At 63.7% G+C, this 19,828-nt stretch carries 17 protein-coding genes; 5 read left to right on the top strand and 12 right to left on the bottom strand.

Going from position 1 to position 19,828, the window contains the following annotated elements; translation table 11 throughout:
* Positions 1-244: 244 nt before the first annotated feature.
* Positions 245-775: an SH3 domain-containing protein gene (locus tag N551_RS0105755; RefSeq protein WP_007603917.1), complete on the top strand. Its 531-nt coding sequence runs from the start codon at positions 245-247 to the stop codon at positions 773-775.
* Between the two features lie 143 nt (positions 776-918).
* Here N551_RS0105755 and irrA read toward each other — a convergent pair whose 3' ends face one another.
* Positions 919-1,410 (bottom strand): iron response transcriptional regulator IrrA, encoded by a 492-nt coding sequence (gene irrA / locus N551_RS0105750; protein ID WP_018455787.1) that lies wholly within the window; start codon positions 1,408-1,410, stop codon positions 919-921.
* A gap of 354 nt (positions 1,411-1,764) precedes the next feature.
* On the opposite strand from irrA, the gene fabA reads away from it, so the two are divergent.
* From fabA to fabI, 3 genes are all read left to right on the top strand, one after another.
* The gene (gene fabA, locus N551_RS0105745; RefSeq protein ID WP_007603915.1) at positions 1,765-2,286 is read left to right on the top strand and encodes a bifunctional 3-hydroxydecanoyl-ACP dehydratase/trans-2-decenoyl-ACP isomerase; all 522 of its coding nucleotides are present in this window, start codon (positions 1,765-1,767) and stop codon (positions 2,284-2,286) included.
* A gap of 39 nt (positions 2,287-2,325) precedes the next feature.
* Positions 2,326-3,549 (top strand): beta-ketoacyl-ACP synthase I, encoded by a 1,224-nt coding sequence (gene fabB / locus N551_RS0105740; RefSeq protein WP_027566140.1) that lies wholly within the window; start codon positions 2,326-2,328, stop codon positions 3,547-3,549.
* A gap of 150 nt (positions 3,550-3,699) precedes the next feature.
* Complete coding sequence (gene fabI, locus N551_RS0105735; RefSeq protein WP_027566139.1) at positions 3,700-4,500, top strand: enoyl-ACP reductase FabI; 801 nt, start codon at positions 3,700-3,702, stop codon at positions 4,498-4,500.
* 89 nt (positions 4,501-4,589) lie between these two features.
* Here fabI and N551_RS0105730 read toward each other — a convergent pair whose 3' ends face one another.
* From N551_RS0105730 to N551_RS0105715, 4 genes are all read right to left on the bottom strand, one after another.
* On the bottom strand, positions 4,590-5,468 hold the full coding sequence (locus N551_RS0105730) for a hypothetical protein (RefSeq protein WP_155809490.1): 879 nt from the start codon (positions 5,466-5,468) through the stop codon (positions 4,590-4,592).
* 72 nt (positions 5,469-5,540) lie between these two features.
* Positions 5,541-6,422 (bottom strand): hypothetical protein, encoded by an 882-nt coding sequence (locus tag N551_RS0105725; protein WP_245287733.1) that lies wholly within the window; start codon positions 6,420-6,422, stop codon positions 5,541-5,543.
* Between the two features lie 46 nt (positions 6,423-6,468).
* Positions 6,469-6,933 (bottom strand): GNAT family N-acetyltransferase, encoded by a 465-nt coding sequence (locus N551_RS0105720; RefSeq protein WP_027566136.1) that lies wholly within the window; start codon positions 6,931-6,933, stop codon positions 6,469-6,471.
* Positions 6,934-6,940: 7 nt separating this feature from the next.
* Positions 6,941-7,867: a hydrogen peroxide-inducible genes activator gene (locus tag N551_RS0105715; protein WP_018455793.1), complete on the bottom strand. Its 927-nt coding sequence runs from the start codon at positions 7,865-7,867 to the stop codon at positions 6,941-6,943.
* Between the two features lie 114 nt (positions 7,868-7,981).
* On the opposite strand from N551_RS0105715, the gene katG reads away from it, so the two are divergent.
* On the top strand, positions 7,982-10,150 hold the full coding sequence (katG, locus tag N551_RS0105710; RefSeq protein ID WP_027566135.1) for a catalase/peroxidase HPI: 2,169 nt from the start codon (positions 7,982-7,984) through the stop codon (positions 10,148-10,150).
* 76 nt (positions 10,151-10,226) lie between these two features.
* Here katG and pnp read toward each other — a convergent pair whose 3' ends face one another.
* From pnp to nusA, 7 genes are all read right to left on the bottom strand, one after another.
* Positions 10,227-12,380 (bottom strand): polyribonucleotide nucleotidyltransferase, encoded by a 2,154-nt coding sequence (gene pnp, locus N551_RS0105705; protein ID WP_007598347.1) that lies wholly within the window; start codon positions 12,378-12,380, stop codon positions 10,227-10,229.
* A 377-nt stretch (positions 12,381-12,757) separates the two neighbouring features.
* A complete protein-coding gene (gene rpsO, locus N551_RS0105700; protein ID WP_007598346.1) occupies positions 12,758-13,027 on the bottom strand; it encodes a 30S ribosomal protein S15 in 270 nt (89 codons plus the stop codon).
* Between the two features lie 3 nt (positions 13,028-13,030).
* A complete protein-coding gene (truB, locus tag N551_RS0105695) occupies positions 13,031-14,149 on the bottom strand; it encodes a tRNA pseudouridine(55) synthase TruB (protein WP_027566134.1) in 1,119 nt (372 codons plus the stop codon).
* Positions 14,146-14,577: a 30S ribosome-binding factor RbfA gene (gene rbfA / locus N551_RS0105690; RefSeq protein WP_027566133.1), complete on the bottom strand. Its 432-nt coding sequence runs from the start codon at positions 14,575-14,577 to the stop codon at positions 14,146-14,148. The genes truB and rbfA overlap by 4 nt, the downstream gene beginning before the upstream one ends.
* Positions 14,578-14,735: 158 nt before the next feature.
* A complete protein-coding gene (gene infB / locus N551_RS0105685) occupies positions 14,736-17,438 on the bottom strand; it encodes a translation initiation factor IF-2 (protein ID WP_027566132.1) in 2,703 nt (900 codons plus the stop codon).
* A 71-nt stretch (positions 17,439-17,509) separates the two neighbouring features.
* The gene (locus N551_RS0105680) at positions 17,510-18,193 is read right to left on the bottom strand and encodes an RNA-binding protein (RefSeq protein ID WP_027566131.1); all 684 of its coding nucleotides are present in this window, start codon (positions 18,191-18,193) and stop codon (positions 17,510-17,512) included.
* A 22-nt stretch (positions 18,194-18,215) separates the two neighbouring features.
* On the bottom strand, positions 18,216-19,826 hold the full coding sequence (gene nusA / locus N551_RS0105675; protein WP_027566130.1) for a transcription termination factor NusA: 1,611 nt from the start codon (positions 19,824-19,826) through the stop codon (positions 18,216-18,218).
* Positions 19,827-19,828 lie beyond the last annotated feature (2 nt).

The following is a 19,828-nucleotide window of genomic DNA, read 5'->3' as shown; positions in this document are numbered from 1 at the left end:
CTGCCTTTGCCGTGTCGTCCCCGGCGTTTCCTTCAAGCTCTCCCGACATTTCCGGCCGGAAAATCGGGACAAACCGGTTGTTCAGACGTCCGTCCTCTCTAGCAGAAGGCCGGGCCAAGACAAGAACCACGGGCAAAGGGCTCGGGAACACCCGCGTGGGGCGGGTCAGGGGCGACAGCGGCCTGGTTTTGGAATTTTGGGGTGAGGGCCCGGCTCGGCCGGACCTTCGACAGGAGACGGGTTGATGGCGTTGGGGCGTTTTTGTTCGGTGATGGCGCTCGTTTGCACTTGGTTGAGCGCTTCGGTCAGTCCCGGGCATTCGGCAAAGGACAGCACACCCCAGACGGCCTCGGGCCTCCCGGTGCCGCGCTACGTCAGCCTGAAATCGGATCACGTCAACGTCCGCGCCGGCCCGACCAAGGACAATGACGTCGCCTGGGTCTACACCCGCTCCGGCCTGCCGGTCGAAATCACCGCCGAGTTCGAGAACTGGCGCCGGGTCCGCGATTCCGAGGGCGCCGAGGGCTGGGTCTATCACTCGCTGCTGTCGGGCCGCCGCACCGCGGTCGTCACGATGAAGCACAAGGACGAGCTCGCGCCGATCTACGATCGCGCCGATCCCGACAGCGCGGTTGCGGCCAGGCTCCAGGCCGGTGTCGTCACCCAGGTGAAAAAGTGCAGCGCAAACTGGTGCCGCGTCAGCGGTAACGGCTTTGACGGCTGGATCCAGCAGGAACGCCTCTGGGGCGTGTATTCGGACGAGCAGGTGAACTGACGTTGGGCCGGAGCGGAGCTGTTGCTCCACCGTCGTGCCCGGGCTCGTCCCGGGCATCCACGTATTTTGACGCCTGACCGAATAACGTGGATGGCCGGGACAAGCCCGGCCATGACGATCAAATCAGCAGTTCAGGATAGATCTCAGCGCTTCTTGCGCAACCGTACGACCATGTCGATGCGGGCGATCTCGTAACCCGCCGGCACCTCCGGCATCTTGGACAGCGCCAGATGCGGATCCTCGATGTCGACCAGCTCGTGGCTGTTCTCGAGGTAGTAGTGATGGTGGGTCGTGACGTTGGTATCGAAATAGGTCTTGGTGCCGTCGACGCTGACCTGACGCAGCAGACCGGCGTCGGTGAGCTGGTTCAGCGTGTTGTAGACGGTCGCCAGCGAGACCGGCACCTTGGCCAGCGTCGCTTCTTCGTAGAGCATTTCAGCCGTGAGATGACGTGCACCCTTGCCGAACAGGAGCCAGCCGAGCGCCATGCGCTGGCGGGTCGGGCGAAGGCCGGCGGACTGGAGCATTTCGTTGACGTCGTGCCACGGGCAACCGGTCAAAGCCGGCTGGCGGCCGGACATAAGAGCCGCCGCATGGGCCTCTTCGTCGCGATGGGGCGCGTTATTTTCGTTCATTTCCAGCTTCGGGCACGCGTGAACACTGTCGTTCTCCAACATATATGGAGAGATAGGTGCAGATGCAAGTTTCTCGCAACTAGAGTGGTTCTAATCAGGCAGGGAACCGGCGTGGCCGCCCGTCATTTTACCTTCATGAGAGCGCTTTGCTACCCGAAATGGCCTGTGTTAGAGAGCCCGCGGTTCCGCTTAACCGATTTTGGCGCGACCCGGCATTGAAGCCGCTCGCTATCCATCCGGGGTCCTTCGGTATTCTCGTCTGACAATGGCAACAGATGTTGCTTTTCGAACAGGATGGGGCCCATTTTCGCCGGAAACGCCGCTCAGTCGGGGTTAGAACACAAAGGCTTCCGCATGCTGAACAGGCGCAACGGTTACGAATATGAAGATCTGCTGGCGTGTGCCCGCGGCGAGATGTTCGGCCCTGGCAATGCGCAATTGCCGTTGCCGCCGATGCTCATGTTCGACCGCATTACGGACATCAGCGAGACCGGCGGTGAATTCGGCAAGGGGGTGGTGCGCGCCGAGCTCGATGTGAAGCCCGACCTCTGGTTCTTCGGCTGCCACTTCAAGAACGATCCGGTGATGCCCGGCTGCCTCGGGCTCGATGCGCTGTGGCAAATGGTCGGCTTTTATCTGGGCTGGAGCGGCGGTGAAGGTCGCGGTCGCGCGCTTGGCCTGAACGAGCTGAAGTTCAGCGGCCAGGTGCTGCCGGAGGCCCGCAAGGTTGTGTACAACATCGATATCAAGCGCGTGATGCGTTCAAAGCTGGTGCTCGGTATCGCCGACGGATGGCTTTCGGTCGATGACCAGATTATCTATCGCGCGAAGGATTTGAAGGTCGGCCTGTTCAAGCAGGGCACGAGCCTGGGCTGAGCGCATCACCACGAAGACAACGATTGAGGCGAGGCTGTCATGAGGCGGGTTGTGGTCACCGGGATGGGCATTGTCTCCTCCATCGGAAACAACACCCAGGAAGTGCTTGCGAGCCTTCACGAGGCAAAGTCGGGCATTTCGCGGGCTGAGAAATATGCCGAGCTCGGCTTCCGGTCGCAGGTGCAGGGTGCGCCGACGCTCGATCCTTCGACGGTAGTCGACCGCCGCGCCATGCGTTTCCTCGGTCAGGGTGCGGCGTGGAATCACGTCGCGATGGAACAGGCGATCCAGGATTCCGGGCTCTCGCCTGACGACATCTCCAACATTCGCACCGGCATCATCATGGGCTCCGGCGGCCCATCGGCGCGCACCATCGTCGAGGCCGCCGACATCACCCGCACCAAGGGACCGAAGCGCGTCGGGCCGTTTGCAGTGCCGAAGGCGATGTCCTCCACGGCCTCCGCGACGCTTGCGACCTGGTTCAAGATCAAGGGCGTGAACTATTCGATCTCGTCGGCCTGCGCCACGTCGAACCATTGCGTCGGCAACGCCTATGAGACGATCCAGATCGGCAAGCAGGACGTCATCTTCGCCGGCGGCTGCGAGGAGCTGGACTGGTCGCTGTCGGTGCTGTTCGACGCCATGGGCGCGATGTCCTCGAAGTACAACGACACGCCTGCCACGGCTTCGCGTCCCTACGACGTCAACCGCGACGGCTTCGTGATTGCCGGGGGCGCCGGCGTGCTGGTGCTGGAAGAGCTCGAGCACGCCAAGGCGCGCGGCGCGCGCATTTACGGCGAGATCGTCGGCTATGGCGCGACGTCCGACGGCTACGACATGGTCGCACCATCAGGCGAGGGCGCCGAGCGCTGCATGCGCATGGCGATGTCGACCGTGAAGACCAAGGTCGACTACATCAATCCGCACGCGACATCGACCCCGGCCGGCGATCCGCCGGAGATCGACGCGCTCCGCAGGGTGTTCGGAAGTGGCGAGAAGTGCCCGCCGATCTCGGCGACCAAGGCGCTGACCGGTCACTCCCTGGGCGCAACCGGCGTGCAGGAAGCGATCTATTCGCTGCTGATGATGAACAATGGTTTCATCTGCGAGAGCGCCCACATCCAGGAGCTCGACCCCGTGTTCGCCGACATGCCGATCGTGCGCAAGCGCATCGACAACGTCAAGATCGGCACCGTGCTGTCGAACTCCTTCGGCTTCGGCGGCACCAACGCCACGCTGGTGTTCAGCCGGCTGGATGCGTGAGGTCCTTGCGGACGCGCTGGTAATTTTCTCGTCATGGCCGGGCTTGTCCCGGCCATCCACGTCTTGGCTCACGTCTTGGCCACCGGCTTCGAAGGGCGTGGATGCCCGGGACAAGCCCGGGCATGACGAAAGCGGAAAGCGATCGAAACGATGCAGGAATTGATGAAAGGCAAGCGCGGTCTGATCATGGGCATCGCCAATGATCATTCGATCGCCTGGGGCATGGCGAAGACGCTGCATGCCCATGGCGCCGAGCTCGCCTTCACCTTCCAGGGCGAAGCACTGGGCAAGCGCGTCAAGCCGCTGGCGGAGCAGCTTGGCATCGACATGGTGCTGCCCTGCGACGTCGAGGACATCGCGAGCGTCGACGCTACATTCACGGCCTTGCGCGAAAAGTGGGGCCGGCTGGATTTCGTGATCCACGCGATCGGCTTCGCCGACAAGAACGAGCTCAAGGGCCGTTACGCCGACACCAGCCGCGAGAATTTTTCGCGCACCATGGTGATCTCCTGCTTCTCCTTCACGGAAGTGGCAAAACGCGCCGCCGAGCTGATGACGGAGGGCGGCAGCATGATCACGCTGACCTTCGGCGCCTCGGAACGCGCGATGCCGAACTACAACGTGATGGGCGTGGCCAAGGCGGCGCTGGAAGCCTCGGTGCGCTATCTCGCCTCGGACTTCGGACCGCGCGGCATCCGCGTCAACGCGATCTCCGCAGGCCCCATCCGCACGCTCGCCGGCTCCGGCATCGGCGAGGCGCGCGCGATGTTCGCCTTCATGCAAAAACATTCGCCGCTTCGCCGCGGCGTCACGCTCGACGAGCTCGGCGGCTCGGCGCTGTATCTGCTGTCGGATCTCTCCGGCGGCGTGACCGGCGAGATCCACTATGTCGATTCCGGCTACAACACCGTCCTGATGCCGCGGCCGGACGATTTGAAGGCGCAGGATTAGCTCTCGTAGAATGGGCAAAGGCGCGCAAGCGACGTGCCCACGATTTCTTAAAATTGGGCCACGAACTTTTGCCGCGAGCGACGTGTCGATCAGCGCGCGTCGCTGTTGCGTGTCGCTCGTTGAAACCCGAGCAAGAGCGGCAGCGTCTTGTCGAGGCTTTCCGCCAGCATGGCGCGCACGCCGTCGCGCAGTGCTGCATTGTCGGCGGCATCTTCAGGGCGGGTTGGAAACGATTCTGCGGGTAGTTCGCGATAGGGGCCGCCGATTTGCACGCCCAGAAGCCTCTGCACCGTAAGGGAATGATGCGTGTTGATCAGCGCAGAACTCTGTCTGACAACAGAAAAGTCGCGCCCATCGAAGATGCGGACAAACGCCAGGGCGTAGAGATAGATGCGACGCCCGAGCACCGCATCATGGTTGAGGATGCCGAAGCCGCGGACCGTATAGTTGGATGACCCGAAAGGGCTGATTGAATTGAGGATCTGGATGTAGTGCCGGCAATTCGTTCCTTTCACGACGTCGCGCATGTATTGGGCCAGCTCCGCATTGAGATCGCGGAACAACCTGTCCTTCAATGTGTCCTTGGACTCATCGCGGCGAGGAAATTTCGCCGGGTTATAGGGGATTCTCAGAACGGATACGCCGGCAGGGATCGCGGCGCGAGTCCGCGCGAAGATCAGATCATTGAGTCCCCAGCCCGGGATCGGGACGACCGTCTTCTTGTTCTGAAATACGGTCAGGCCGGTCGTCAGCACGGTGAACTCATCGCCGGTGGTGACGACGACCCCGAAGTCGCACGGGCCGCCGACCACGGAAGCAGGCTTGGCCGTCCGCGTGGTCGTCTTGCCGTTGGCTTGCTTGACGGCTGGTCCTGTCGTCTCCGTCTCTGGTGGTCCCGATTTGGTCTGCGCCCAAGCAGATGTCGAAAAGCACCACACGACGGCCGCCACCACGAGCAGCCGAGCCATGACCACAAATGCAGCCCAGCCGCAGGAAGCGGACGAGCGATAGCCTTTGTCGCGTCCCCTCGGCAAAGGCGCTTACTCGCCCTTGATATACGCAGGTAGATACTTGTCCAGCTGGGCCGTGAGCAGGCTGCGTGTGCTGTCACGCAACAATGCACTGCTGGTCACCTGTTCCGGAGTCTTGGGAAATTCGAGATTGTTGAGGATTTGCATATTGTCGTTCTTGTTGGAGAAACTCGAAGCAATCACATCGCCGAAGCCGCGGGTAGGCGCCCGATGGATGTCGAAAGTCCGTCCGTCAAAAACGTTGATGCGGAAATAGGAAACCACGACGCCGCGCCCGGAAGGGCTCGCCCAATTCTTGTAGACCCCGAGGCCCTCGATTGATTGATTGGTGCCATCAACCGAAACGCGGGCTTTCGTGGCTACGACGTAACGTTCGCAATTTGACGTTCCGGCGATCTGCCGCACCAGCGCCGTCAGGTCGTCGCGGTCATTGCGGAACAGTTTCGCTTCCGGATGATAGTACGGCTTGAAGGCTCCGCTTGCGTAAGCGATCTTTCGGACAGCTGCGCCGGGAGCCGCGGCGCGAACCCTCGCGACGAACAGATCATCGATACCCCACGTCTCGATCGGCGCCTCCATATACTCGTTGCCGAACATCGTGAGGCCGACATGTTGCGCCGAGAACTGGTCTCCGATGGCGGAAATGACGCCGATCTGACAGGGGCCGCTCTCCGCCGCGGCTGGCTGTTGTGCAGCCGGTTTGGCTTTCGGCGCCGCCTTCTTGACTGCCTTCTTGGCTGGCGCCGCCGTCTGAGCGGGAGGCGCGCTGGTTGCGGGAGGGGTTTGCGCGGCTGCCGCAGTGAGCAGGGACAGCAACGCGATCAGCGAGACAGCAATTCGAAACATCGATTCCGGGAAATTAGGGGCAAGAGGACGGCGGATACGCCACACTAAATTGGAACCGTGACAACCGCAAGCTGCACCAGGCGACCACTGCCTATCCGGCGGGCCCCTGCCGCCGCCACCGATAATACTTCATCATGAACCCGTTCGAGGGCTCGACCTCTTCCTTCTCGAACACAAAGCCCTCGCGCTCGTACCAGCGCCAGGCTTTTTCGTTCTCGCGGACGCAGCGCAGATACATCTCGTCGGGCATTTGTGTGCGCGTGAAGCCGAGCAATTTGCGGCCGAGCGATTGGCCCTGATAGGCGGGCGCGACGAACAGCATGTCGAGATAGAGTTTTGGCAAATGCAGCGCCAGCATTGCGGCGATCGTGCCGTTGTCGTCGGCGACGAACAGGCTCCAGCCGTCGTCGATCTCGCGCCGGATGCGTGCGCGCAGGTTTGCGAGCAGGAATTCGCTCGCCTCGCCGAGCCCGGTCGAGACCCAGCTCTCCATCCAGACACGGCCGATCTCGTCGTATTCGTCCGCGCGGGCCGGGCGGATGAGGGGATGCGACATCGAGGCCTCAGGTCGGCTTGCTGCGCACGGATGGGCGTGCGCGTACCTTGCCCGCCGACAGGCACACCACCTCGGAGATTTGCAGAAGTTGCCGCGCCAGCGGGCTGGTCTTGCGCCAGACCATGCCGATGGTGCGCGACGGCTGCGGGTCGCGGAAGCGCGCGAGCGAGACCGAGGCCGATCGCGTCTCCACCGACACGGCCATCTCAGGGATCAAGGTGACGCCGATGCCGGCGCTGACCATCTGGACCAGCGTCGACAGCGAATTGGCATCCAGCATCTCGCGCGGCGGTGCCGATTGCATGTTGCAGAATGACAGCGCCTGATCACGGAAGCAGTGCCCCTCTTCGAGCAGCAGCAGCCGCATCTCGCGCATCATCTCCCGCGATGGCGCCGGCGTTCCCTCATCCGCGCTCGGCCGCACCAGCAGGAATTTTTCCTCGAACAGGGCGACCTCGGTGAGCGAAGGCTCGGACACCGGCAACGCCACGATGGCGGTATCGAGCCGGCCTTCCACCAGTTCCTGGATCAGCCGCGGCGTCATCGTCTCGCGCACGCGGATGTCGAGCTCCGGATGCATGCGCGTCAGATTCTTGGTGATTGTCGGCAGCAGATAGGGCGCGATCGTCGGGATCATGCCGATGCGCAGCCGTCCAGAGAACCGGTCTTGCGAGGCGCGGGCGAAATCGCCGAGTTCGTCGACCGAGCGCAAGATGTCGCGGACGCGCTGCGCGAGCTCCTCGCCAAACCGGGTCAACGCCACCTGCCGGGCGCTGCGCTCCAGCAACAGGCCGCCGAGCGCCTCCTCCAGCTCCTTGATTTGCATCGACAGGGCGGGCTGCGAGATCGAGCAAGACTCAGCCGCGCGGCCGAAATGACTGTGACGCGCCAGGGCGTCGAAATACCGAAGCTGGCGCAGGGTGAGGTTTAGCATCAGAAAATCTTATCGCTGCGATCATTAAAGTCAACTTCCCCTGATCGAACGTGAAGCTTAGAGTGCTTCTACCTGGTCAAAGGCGCGAGTTCGACGCCACCAGAGGAGGTATTCATGGACGACACTTCAAAGTGCCCGTTTTCGGGTGGAAAACGTGTGCCGGCGAACCGCGATTGGTGGCCGACCCAGCTCAGCATCGAGATGCTGCACAAGAATTCCCCCAAGTCCGACCCGATGGACAAGGACTTCGACTACGCCAAGGAATTCAAGTCGCTCGACCTGAACGCGGTCATCAAGGACCTGACGGCTTTGATGACAGACTCGCAGGAATGGTGGCCCGCCGACTTCGGTCACTACGGCGGCCTCATGATCCGCATGGCCTGGCATAGCGCGGGCACCTATCGCACCACCGACGGTCGCGGTGGCGCCGGCGCCGGACAGCAGCGTTTCGCGCCGCTCAACAGCTGGCCCGATAACGCCAATCTCGACAAGGCCCGCCGTCTGCTCTGGCCGATCAAGCAGAAATACGGCCGCAAGATCTCCTGGGCCGATCTGATGGTGCTGGCCGGCAACGTCGCGCTGGAGTCGATGGGCTTCAAGACCTTCGGCTTTGCCGGCGGCCGCGTCGACGTCTGGGAGCCGGAAGAACTGTATTGGGGTCCCGAAGGGACGTGGCTGGGCGATGAGCGCTACAGCGGCGAACGCCAGCTCGCCGAGCCGCTGGGCGCGGTGCAGATGGGCCTCATCTACGTCAATCCGGAAGGCCCGAACGGCAAGCCGGATCCGGTCGCCGCGGCCAAGGACATTCGCGAGACCTTCGCCCGCATGGCGATGAACGACGAAGAGACCGTCGCGCTGATCGCCGGCGGCCACAGCTTCGGCAAGACCCATGGCGCGGGTGATCCGTCGCTGGTCGGACCGGAGCCGGAAGCGGGCGCGCTCGAGGATCAGGGCCTCGGCTGGAAGAGCAAGCACGCGTCGGGTCACTCGGGCGATTCCATCACCAGCGGACTCGAGGTGACGTGGACGACGACACCGACCAAGTGGAGCAACAACTTTTTCGAGAACCTGTTCAATTTCGAATGGGAGCTGACGAAGAGCCCGGCCGGTGCGCAGCAGTGGACGGCCAAGAACGCCGATGCCATCATTCCCGATGCCTTCGACAAGTCCAAGAAGCATCGCCCGACGATGCTGACGACCGATCTCTCGCTGCGTATGGATCCGGCCTATGAGAAGATCTCGCGCCGCTTCCTGGAGAATCCCGATCAGTTCGCGGACGCCTTCGCCCGTGCCTGGTTCAAACTCACCCATCGCGACATGGGTCCGGTCGTGCGCTATCTCGGCCCGCTGGTGCCGAAGGAAACGCTGATCTGGCAAGACCCGATCCCCGCCGTGAATCACGAGCTGGCCAGCGAGCAGGATATCGCCTCGCTGAAGACCAAGATCCTGGCCTCGGGTCTGTCGGTCTCGGAGCTGGTCTCGACCGCATGGGCGTCGGCCTCGACGTTCCGCGGCTCGGACAAGCGCGGCGGCGCCAACGGCGCACGCATTTGCCTCGCCCCGCAGAAGGACTGGGAGGTGAACGAGCCGGCTCAGCTCTCGAAGGTCCTGGGCAAGCTCGAAGCCATCCAGAAGGACTTCAACGCGTCATCCGGTGCGAAGAAGGTCTCGCTGGCGGACCTGATCGTGCTCGGCGGCACCGCCGCGGTCGAGAAGGCGGCGAAGGATGCCGGCGTCGACGTCAAGGTCGGCTTCACGCCGGGCCGCATGGATGCCTCGCAGGAGCAGACCGACGCCGCTTCGTTTGCTCCGCTGGAGCCGCGGGCCGACGGCTTCCGCAACTTCATCGGCAAGCGGCAGCAATTCATGATGCCCGAGGAGGCTCTGGTCGATCGTGCGCAGCTGCTCCGCCTTACCGGCCCGGAGATGACGGCGCTCGTCGGCGGTCTGCGCGTGCTCGGCGCCAATGCGAACGGTTCGAAGAACGGCGTCCTCACCTCGAAGGTGGGAACGCTTAGCAACGACTTCTTCGTCAACCTGCTCGACATGAGCACGCAGTGGACGCCGGCCGGCACCGACGGCGCCTATGAGGCCCGCGACCGCAAGACCAACGCCGTCAAGTGGACCGGCACGCGCGTCGACCTGATCTTCGGCGCGCACTCGCAGCTTCGCGCCTACGCCGAGGTCTATGCCACGTCGGATTCCAAGGAGCAGTTCGTCAAGGACTTCGCCAAGGCCTGGACCAAGGTGATGAACCTTGACCGGTTCGACATCGCGGCCTGATTCCAAAGCTCGGCAAGCGACAAACAAAAAGGGCGGCCGCGAGGCCGCCCTTCGTGTTTCTGGCAGGTGGCGAGATTTACTCGCCGGCCGCTTCGCGCGCGGGCTGCTGGCTCTCGCCCTTGCCCTCGAGGTCTTCGCCGGTCTCCTGGTCGACGACCTTCATCGACAGGCGGGTCTTGCCGCGGTCGTCGAAGCCGAGCAGCTTGACCTTGACCTTGTCGCCTTCCTTGACGACGTCGGAGGTCTTCTGCACGCGCGCCGAGGCGAGCTGGCTGATGTGGACGAGACCGTCCTTGGAGCCGAAGAAGTTCACGAAAGCGCCGAACTCCATCACCTTGACGACGGTGCCGTCATAGATCTGGCCGACTTCCGGATCGGAGGCGATCGACTTGATCCACTTGATCGCGGCCTTCATGGCCTCGCCGTCGTTGGAGGCGACCTTCACGGTACCGTCGTCCTCGATATTGACCTTGGCGCCGGTCTTCTCGACGATCTCACGGATCACCTTGCCACCGGTGCCGATCACTTCGCGGATCTTGTCGGTGGCGATCTTGAAGGTCTCGATGCGCGGCGCGTATTCGCCGAGCTCGGCACGGGCGTTGGTGAGCGCCTTCGACATCTCGCCGAGGATGTAGATACGCCCATCCTTGGCCTGGCCGAGCGCGACCTTCATGATCTCCTCGGTGATGCCCTCGATCTTGATGTCCATCTGGAGCGAGGTGATGCCCTGCTCGGTACCGGCGACCTTGAAGTCCATGTCGCCGAGATGGTCCTCGTCACCGAGGATGTCCGAGAGAACCGCGAAGCGCTTGTCTTCGAGGATCAGGCCCATCGCGATGCCGGCGGTCGGCCGCTTCAACGGCACGCCGGCGTCCATCAGCGCGAGCGAGGCGCCGCAGACCGATGCCATCGACGAGGAGCCGTTGGATTCGGTGATCTCCGACACCACGCGCGTGGTGTAGGGGAATTCGTGGTGCGGCGGCAGCACCGGGTGGATCGCGCGCCAGGCGAGCTTGCCGTGGCCGATCTCGCGGCGCTTGGTGCCGCCGAGGCGGCCGGTCTCACCGACCGAGTAGGGAGGAAAATTGTAGTGCAGCAGGAACGTCTCTTTGTACGTTCCCGACAGCGCGTCGATGTACTGCTCGTCCTCGCCGGTGCCGAGCGTGGTCACGACCAGCGCCTGGGTCTCGCCGCGGGTGAACAGCGCCGAGCCGTGGGCGCGGGGCAGCACGCCGACTTCGGCGACGATGTTGCGCACGGTCTTGGAATCGCGGCCGTCGATGCGCTTGCCGGTGTCGAGAATGTTCCAGCGAACGATCTTGGCTTCGAGCTCCTTGAACACGCCGCCGATGCGCAGCTTGTCGTATTTGGGCTCCTGGCCTTCCGGGAAGTAGTGAGCGATCACCTTTTCCTTGACCTTGCCAACCGCGGCGTAGCGATCCTGCTTGACCGGAATGGCGTAGGCGGCGCGCAGTTCCTGCTCGACCATGCCGAGCATTTCCTTTTCGAGCGCCGAATTGTCGATCGTGGTGACCTCGCGGGGCTCCTTCGCAGCCTTTTCGGCGAGCTCGATGATCGCGTTGATCACGGGCTGGAAGTGGCGGTGACCGAACATCACGGCGCCGAGCATGATCTCTTCGTTCAGCTCCTTGGCTTCCGATTCCACCATCAGCACCGCGTCTGCGGTGCCGGCGACGACGAGGTCGAGCTGGGTGTCGACCATCTCGTCGAGAGTCGGGTTGAGGATGAACTCGTCATTGGCGAAGCCGACGCGCGCGGCGCCGATCGGGCCCTTGAAGGGAGCGCCCGACAGGGTCAGCGCAGCCGATGAGGCCACCAGCGCGACGATATCGGGATCGTTCTCCATGTCGTGCGAGAGCACGGTGACGATCACCTGAGTCTCGTTGCGCCAGCCGTCGACGAACAGCGGACGGATCGGACGGTCGATCAGGCGGGAAACCAGCGTTTCCTTCTCGGTCGGACGGCCTTCGCGCTTGAAATAGCCGCCGGGAATGCGGCCGGCTGCGTAGGTCTTCTCCTGGTAGTCGACGGTCAGCGGCAGGAAGTCGACGCCTTCGCGCGGCGACTTCGCCGCAACGACGGTGGCGAGCACCACGGTCTCGCCGTAGGTCGCGACGACTGCGCCGTCGGCCTGGCGGGCGATCTTGCCGGTTTCGAGCTTGAGAGGGCGTCCACCCCAGTCGATCTCGACTGAATGCTTATTGAACATAGAGGTCTTCTTTCATGGGTTCTCGAAAGAAGGACGGGTCGAAAAACAAAAACCATGCGCAAGATTGCGGGACGTTGATCGAAGCGGGCGATCAGCGTCCTGCGATCCTGCCATGGTTTTTGGATTTCGGATGGCGTCCATCCCTTCGGGTCATACGGGCGCCTTGCCCGTTGTGCCCAGCCGCCGGATTGCTGCTGGACTGTCAGTCGGCACGAACGCGAACACCGAAGCGCGGTGTTCGCCCATCATGCCCCGGATGCTCGCCGTCAACGGCTCGCATCCGACGCGCACGCAGCCTCGACGAAAAACCTTTAAACAAACGCTTTCGTTCGAAATCACGCGCGAAAACGCGCGCCGTTTGGCGCGCGTAAGAACTCTTAACGACGAATGTTGTGCTTCTCGAGCAGCGCCTTGTAGCGCGCCTCGTCCTTCTTCTTCACATAGTCGAGGAGCGAGCGGCGGGTCGAGACCAGCTTCAAGAGACCGCGACGCGAATGGTTGTCCTTCACGTGGGTCTTGAAATGGTTCGTGAGGTTGGCGATGCGTTCCGACAGGATCGCGACCTGAACCTCTGGCGAGCCGGTATCGCCGGCCTTGTTGGCATTCGTCTTGATGACTTCCGCTTTGCGTTCTGCGGCAATCGACATCGGTCAATTTCTCTCGTTGCGATCGGCGCTGGCAGTCAGGCCGGTCAGGTTGAACACACGCTTGGGGATGATTTCGCCATTGCCGACTTCGGCAAGCGCGAGAAGCCGGCCTGCCACCGTGACATAGACAGTGCCGCTACAAGTGGGCGCATCCCGTCCGCGCAACAAAACGGCTTGGCCCCGATGGAGCCTTGCCGCATCAGCCCGAGTGACGGCCAGTGCCGGGATGTCGTCCAGCGCGGTCTCAACGGGCATAAGCGCGTCGGCGAGGCTACCCTCGCCGGACGCGGCTCTATCGCACAAAGCCTCCAACTGATCCAGCGGAATCATGTCGTTCTCGCCAAATGGGCCGACCAGGGTCCGCCGCAGCGCGCAGATATGGCCGTAAGTGCCGAGAATCCGGCCCATATCGCGGGCCAGCGCGCGAACATAGGTGCCCTTGCCGCACTCGGCCTCGAACACGGCATGGTCGCTATCCGGTTGATCTACAAGGCTTAAACGGTGAATCTCGACCGGACGGGGGGCTAGTTCCACGATCTCGCCGTCGCGGGCGAGGTCGTAGGCGCGCTCGCCCTGGACCTTGATCGCGGAATAGCGCGGCGGGATCTGCTGGATCACCCCGGTGAAACAGGGCAGCAGGGCCTCGATGGCCTCCCGGGTCGGGCGCTGGTCCGAGGTTGCGGTCGCCCGGCCCTCAATGTCGTCGGTGTCGCGCTCCTCGCCCCAGCATACCGTGAATCGGTAGCGCTTGCGGCCATCCATGACGAAGGGAACGGTCTTGGTGGCCTCACCCAGCGCGATCGGCAGGCCGCCGGAGGCCAGCGGATCCAGCGTGCCGGCATGGCCGGCGCGCTTGGCGTTGAACAGGCGCTTGAGCACGGCAACGGCCTGCGTCGAGGTCATGCCGATCGGCTTGTCGAGCACGACCCAGCCGTGAACGTCGCGACGGTCGCGGCGCGGCTGGTTGCCCTTCTGCTTGTTGGCGCGCGGATCGTTGTTGACGCGGCGCGGCTCCTGAGGCGGCTGAGAATTGCCGCTCATGTCCGCAAAATTATTTTTCTGCACGTCGAGCTGATCGGCCTCTTCGCCGCCGATCGTGCCGTGAGCCGGGTCCATCGTCATCGTTCTTCTTCCCGATCCGAATCCGGATCCTGTTCCAGGTCCTTCTGCACCGCGGGTGTTCGCAAAAGCTTCTCGATCCGTTCCGCTTCGTCGAATCGTTCGTCGACGCGGAAGCGAAGGTCAGGTGCAAATTTCAGGTTAACGCGCCGCGCGACCTCGCCGCGCAGGAATTTCTTGTTGCGCTCGAGCGCAGAGAGGACGACCTCGGTGTCGCGGCCACCGAGCGGCATCACATAGACTGTCGCGAGCTTCAGGTCGGGCGACATCCGCACCTCCGGCACGGTGATGATGTGACCTTCGAGGTCTGCATCATGCACGCTGCCTTGCGCCAGAATCTCGGCTATCGCATGGCGAACCTGCTCGCCGACCCGCAACTGACGTTGCGAGCCGCCGGACGCGGAACTCTTTTTCTGATGATGGCGGGGCATGGTCTGAAAATCACCTCGTCATGCCCGCGTTTGGGGCACTGGCACTGTCATTTGTCTTGTTGAAACGAAGAGGGGTGGATGGCCGGAAAAAAATCCGGCCATCGCACTCCCGCAATTCAGTTCAAAAAAAGATTCAGGCGCTTCGGTAAGATTTGGACTTACAGGGAGCGCTGGATCGTCTCCACGCGGTAACACTCGATGACGTCACCGGCGCGCATGTCGTGATAGTTCTCGAAGGCCATGCCGCATTCCTGACCGGACTGGACTTCCTTCACTTCGTCCTTGAAGCGCTTCAGCGTCGACAGCTTGCCTTCGTGCACGACGACGTTGTCGCGGATCAGGCGCACGTTGGCGCCGCGTTCCACGGTGCCGTCGGTGACGCGGCAGCCGGCGACCTTGCCGACCTTGGAGATGTTGAAGATCTCAAGGATCGCGGCATTGCCGAGCATGGTTTCCCGCAGGGTCGGCGCGAGCAGGCCGCTCATGGCCTTCTTCACGTCGTCCACGAGGTCGTAGATGATGTTGTAGTAACGGATCTCGATGCCGTTGCGCTTGGCGGCCGCAGCGGCCTCCTTGTTCGCACGAACCGAGAAGCCGATGATCGCGGCGTTGAAGCCTTCCGCGAGCGTCACGTCCGATTCCGAGATGCCGCCGACACCGGCATGCAGGATGCGCGCGGCGACTTCGTCGGTGCCGAGCTTCTCCAGCGAGCCGAGGATCGCTTCCAGCGAGCCCTGCACGTCGGCCTTGATGATCAGCGGGAATTCCTTGCGGCCCGCCGTCTTCAACTGCGACATCATCTGCTCGAGCGAGCCGCGCATGCCGGAGATCGAGGCAGCCGCGTTCTCGCGCTTCTGGTGCGCGCGGTAGCTGGTGACCTGACGGGCGCGGGCTTCGTTCTCGACCACGGCGAGACGATCGCCGGCTTCCGGCGGACCGTTGAAGCCGAGCACCTCGACCGGCACCGACGGACCTGCCTCCTGCACCGTCTCGCCCTGATCCGAGATCAGCGCGCGGACGCGGCCCATTTCGGCGCCGGCGACGATGATGTCACCGACACGGAGCGTGCCGCGCTGGACCAGAACGGTCGCGACCGGACCGCGGCCACGATCGAGCTTGGCTTCGATCACGGTGCCTTCGGCCGGACGATCCGAATTGGTCTTGAGGTCGAGGATGTCGGCCTGAAGCGCGATCATCTCGAGCAGCTTGTCGAGATTGGTCTTGTTCTTCGCCGACACTTCGACATCGACGACTTCGCCGCCGAAGGATTCGACCTGCACCTCGTGCTGGAGCAGCTCGGTGCGCACGCGCTCGGGCTTGGCGTCGGGCTTGTCGATCTTGTTGATGGCAACAATGATCGGCACCCGCGCCGCCTTGGCGTGGTTGATGGCTTCGATCGTCTGCGGCATCACGCCGTCGTCAGCCGCAACCACCAGCACGACGATGTCGGTCACCTTGGCGCCGCGGGCGCGCATCGCGGTGAACGCGGCGTGGCCGGGCGTGTCGATGAAGGTGATCTTCTTGCCGCTTTCGGGCGACAGCACCTGATAGGCGCCGATATGCTGGGTGATGCCCCCGGCTTCGCCGGAGACGACGTTGGCATGGCGGAGCGCGTCGAGCAGCGAGGTCTTGCCGTGGTCGACGTGACCCATCACGGTCACCACCGGCGAGCGCGGCTCGGTGTCGGTGGAATCGTCGATGGCGTCGAACAGGCCTTCTTCAACGTCGGACGCGGCAACGCGCTTGACGGTGTGACCAAGCTCCTCGGCGATCAGCTGCGCAGTGTCGGCATCGATCACGTCGGTGATCTTGTGGATCGCGCCCTGCTTCATCAGCATGCGGATGATTTCCACCGCGCGCTCCGACATGCGGTTGGCGAGCTCCTGGATGGTGATCGCTTCCGGAATGACCACCTCGCGGATGAGCTTTTCTTTCGGCTCGTTCGCGGCATGGCCCTTCAGACGCTGGGTGCGGCGGCGGAACGAGGCGATCGAGCGCTCGCGGACGTCGTCGGCATTGAAGGCGGTGACGACCGTCAGGCGGCCGCGCTCCTTCTGCGGGCCGGGCTTGTGGGTGGGCTTGGGAGCGACCACAGGCCGCGCAGCGCCGCCGGGGCCGCGACGGATCTGGCGCGGACCCTCGTCCTCGTCGGGTCCGGCTGCGACAGCGGGGGCGCGGCCCACCGGGCCTCCCGGCCGCTGCGTGGTCGTTCCCGGCCGCGCGGTCGTTGTTCCCGGGCGTGCCGTGGTGGTTGTGCCGGGGCGCGCCATGGGCGCACCGGGGCGCGCTGCAGGAGCGGCCGAGGTCGCCGTTGCGGGGCGCGCGGCGGATTGCGGTTGCTCGCCTTCGCCAAAACGCTTCTTGGCCTCGGTTTCGGCCTTCCGCTTGGCTTCCTCTTCGTGACGGTGACGCTCCTCCTCGGCCTTGCGGCGGGCTTCGGCGGCCTCGCGATCGGCACGCTCGGCGCTTTCGCGGACCGCGCGGCGCTGGGCCTCTTCCTCGGCATGGCGGCGCTCTTCGACTTCGCGCACCTTGGCATCGGCCAGCGCGCTGGCGCGGGCGGAACGTTCGTCCTCGGTCAGCGTACGCAGCACCACGCCGGAGCCGGCGTTGCGCGGCGGCGCGGGGCGGGCCGGAGCAGGCTTGGGCGCGGCGGCCGGCGCGGGCTTCGCCACCTCGGCCACCTGTGGCTCGGGGCTGCCGTCGATGCGGCGCTTGCCCCGCTTCTCGACCACGACCTGCTTGCTACGGCCATGACTGAAGCTCTGGCGCACGGTGCCCGTTTCGACGCGCGGCTTGAGCGATAGCGTCTTGCTCGGAACGCTCAGCTTCTTGTCGCCAGGGGTCTTGGTATCAACCATTAAGCAGTCCTAATCCTGATCTTGTTGTCGTTGTGCGTTGCCGCACCGTGCTATCGGGTGGTCGTTGTCTCTCAGAAATCCTGGCCGGGCTTTTCGGCAGTCCTGTCAGCGTCCGCCATCCGGTATCGGACCAGCATCTGGCTACGTGACAGGAATGACTTGCTCGCCGGGCCCGCGAGCAGGGCAGCATGTATCACATTTGACCGGGTAAGTGCCAAATCCAATTCTGTCGATTTTAGTGCGGTGACGACGGGAATCTGCGGCTTGGCGCCGCGATTTCCCTCATTTTGACGCGCCAGCATGTCCAATTTGCGGATTCCGTCCGCGGCCCCGTCGCTGGCATGGATCAGGACCTCGACCGTACCTTCCCGAAGCGCGCTTTCGACCTTGCCGAAACCGGCGACGATCTGGCGCGCCTTGGCCGCAATCCCAAGGGCTTCGACCACGCTCCGGACCAGGAGCGCCTCGAGGTCGGCGGGAAGCGTCTGAGGGATTCGCAGCTCGCGCTTGAAGGCTTTCGTAAAATGGTGACGCCGAACGGCTTCCGCAACCACCTCGCGCGAGGCGGTGACCCACATGCCGCGTCCGGGCAGCTTGCGCTTGAGATCGGGAACTATGTGCCCTTGGGGAGAGACGACGAAGCGGATCAGCTCGTCGACCGGCCGGACCTCGCGGCTGACCGCACACATCCGCACGGTCGCGGACCTTTCGGTCCGCGGTCCATGGTCGAGTTCGGGGTCAGTATCGGCGAGCATCCGGGTGACATCCTCCTTCGCCTTAAGCCGGCTGATCTTCGGTCGCCTCGGCCTCTTCGGCGGGCTTGGCGAGATCGGCCTCGGTGATCCAGCCGGCCTTGACACGGGCCTGCATGATCATCGCTTCAGCATCGTCACGGGAAATTTCGAGGCCATCGAGCGCGCCCGGATATTTGGTCTGCTCGCCGCCCTCCTTGCGCTCGGTCCAGCCGACCAGATCGTCCGTGGCGCAACCGGCGAGGTCGTCGACCGTCTTGATGTCGTTCTCGCCGAACTTCACCAGCATCTTCGAGGTGACGCCGGGCACGTCCTTCACTGCGTCCTCGACGCCGAGCTCCTTACGCCTGGCCTCGATCTCGGCTTCCAGCTGTTCGAGATATTCACGAGCGCGGTTCTGGAGTTCCTGCGCGGTCTCCTCGTCGAAACCCTCGATGCCGGCAAGTTCCTTGATGTCCACCATCGCGAGTTCCTCGACCGAGGTGAAGCCTTCGGACGCCAGCAATTGGCCGACAACTTCGTCGACATTGAGCGATTCCATGAAGACGCGGGTGGAGTTCTCGAAATCCGCTTGGCGGCGCTCCGATTCCTCCTGCTCGGTCAGGATGTCGATGTCCCAGCCGGTGAGCTGCGAGGCCAGACGCACATTCTGGCCGCGGCGGCCGATCGCCAGCGAGAGCTGGTTGTTGGTGTCGGGCACGACGACCTCGATGCGCTCGCGGTCTTCGTCGATGACGACCTTGGAGACCTCGGCCGGCGCCAGCGCGTTGACGACGAAGGTCGCGATGTCGGGCGACCAGGGGATGATGTCGATCTTCTCACCCTGTAATTCGTTCACCACCGCCTGCACGCGCGAACCGCGCATACCGACGCAGGCGCCGACCGGATCGACCGAGGAATCACGGGAAATCACGCCGATTTTTGCGCGCGAGCCGGGATCGCGGGCGACCGCCTTGATCTCGACGATGCCATCATAGATCTCGGGCACTTCCTGCGCGAACAGCTTGGCCATGAACTGCGGATGGGTGCGGGAGAGGAAGATCTGCGGGCCGCGGGTCTCGCGGCGGACGTCGAAGATATAGGCGCGGACCCGGTCGCCGTTCCGGAATACTTCGCGCGGCAGCATCTCGTCGCGGCGGATGATGGCCTCGCCGCGGCCGAGATCGACGATCACGCTGCCATATTCGACGCGCTTGACGACGCCGTTGACGATGTCGCCGATGCGGTCCTTGAATTCCATATATTGCCGGTCGCGCTCGGCTTCGCGCACCTTCTGCACGATCACCTGCTTGGCGGATTGCGCGGCGATGCGGCCATATTCCAGCGGCGGCAGGGTGTCAGCAATGGTGTCGCCGACCTGGGCACCGGGATTGGCGCGCTGCGCATCCACCAGCGAGATCTGGTTGGAATGGTTTTCGACCGTCTCGACCACCAGCATGTGGCGCGACAGCCGAAGCTCGCCCTTCTTCGGGTCGATCTCGGCGTGAACGTCGGTCTCGCTGCCGTAACGGGCCCGCGCCGCCTTGGCGATGGCATCCTCCATCGCCGCGATGACGATACCGCGGTCGATCGATTTCTCGCGCGCAACGGCGTCGGCGATCTGAAGCAATTCAAGTCGATTGGCGCTGACTGCCATGG

Source organism: Bradyrhizobium sp. URHA0013 (assembly GCF_000518345.1).
Taxonomy (GTDB): Bacteria; Pseudomonadota; Alphaproteobacteria; order Rhizobiales; family Xanthobacteraceae; genus Bradyrhizobium.
Note: the sequence above shows the minus strand (reverse complement) of the source record. Positions and strands in the feature narration are given on the sequence as shown.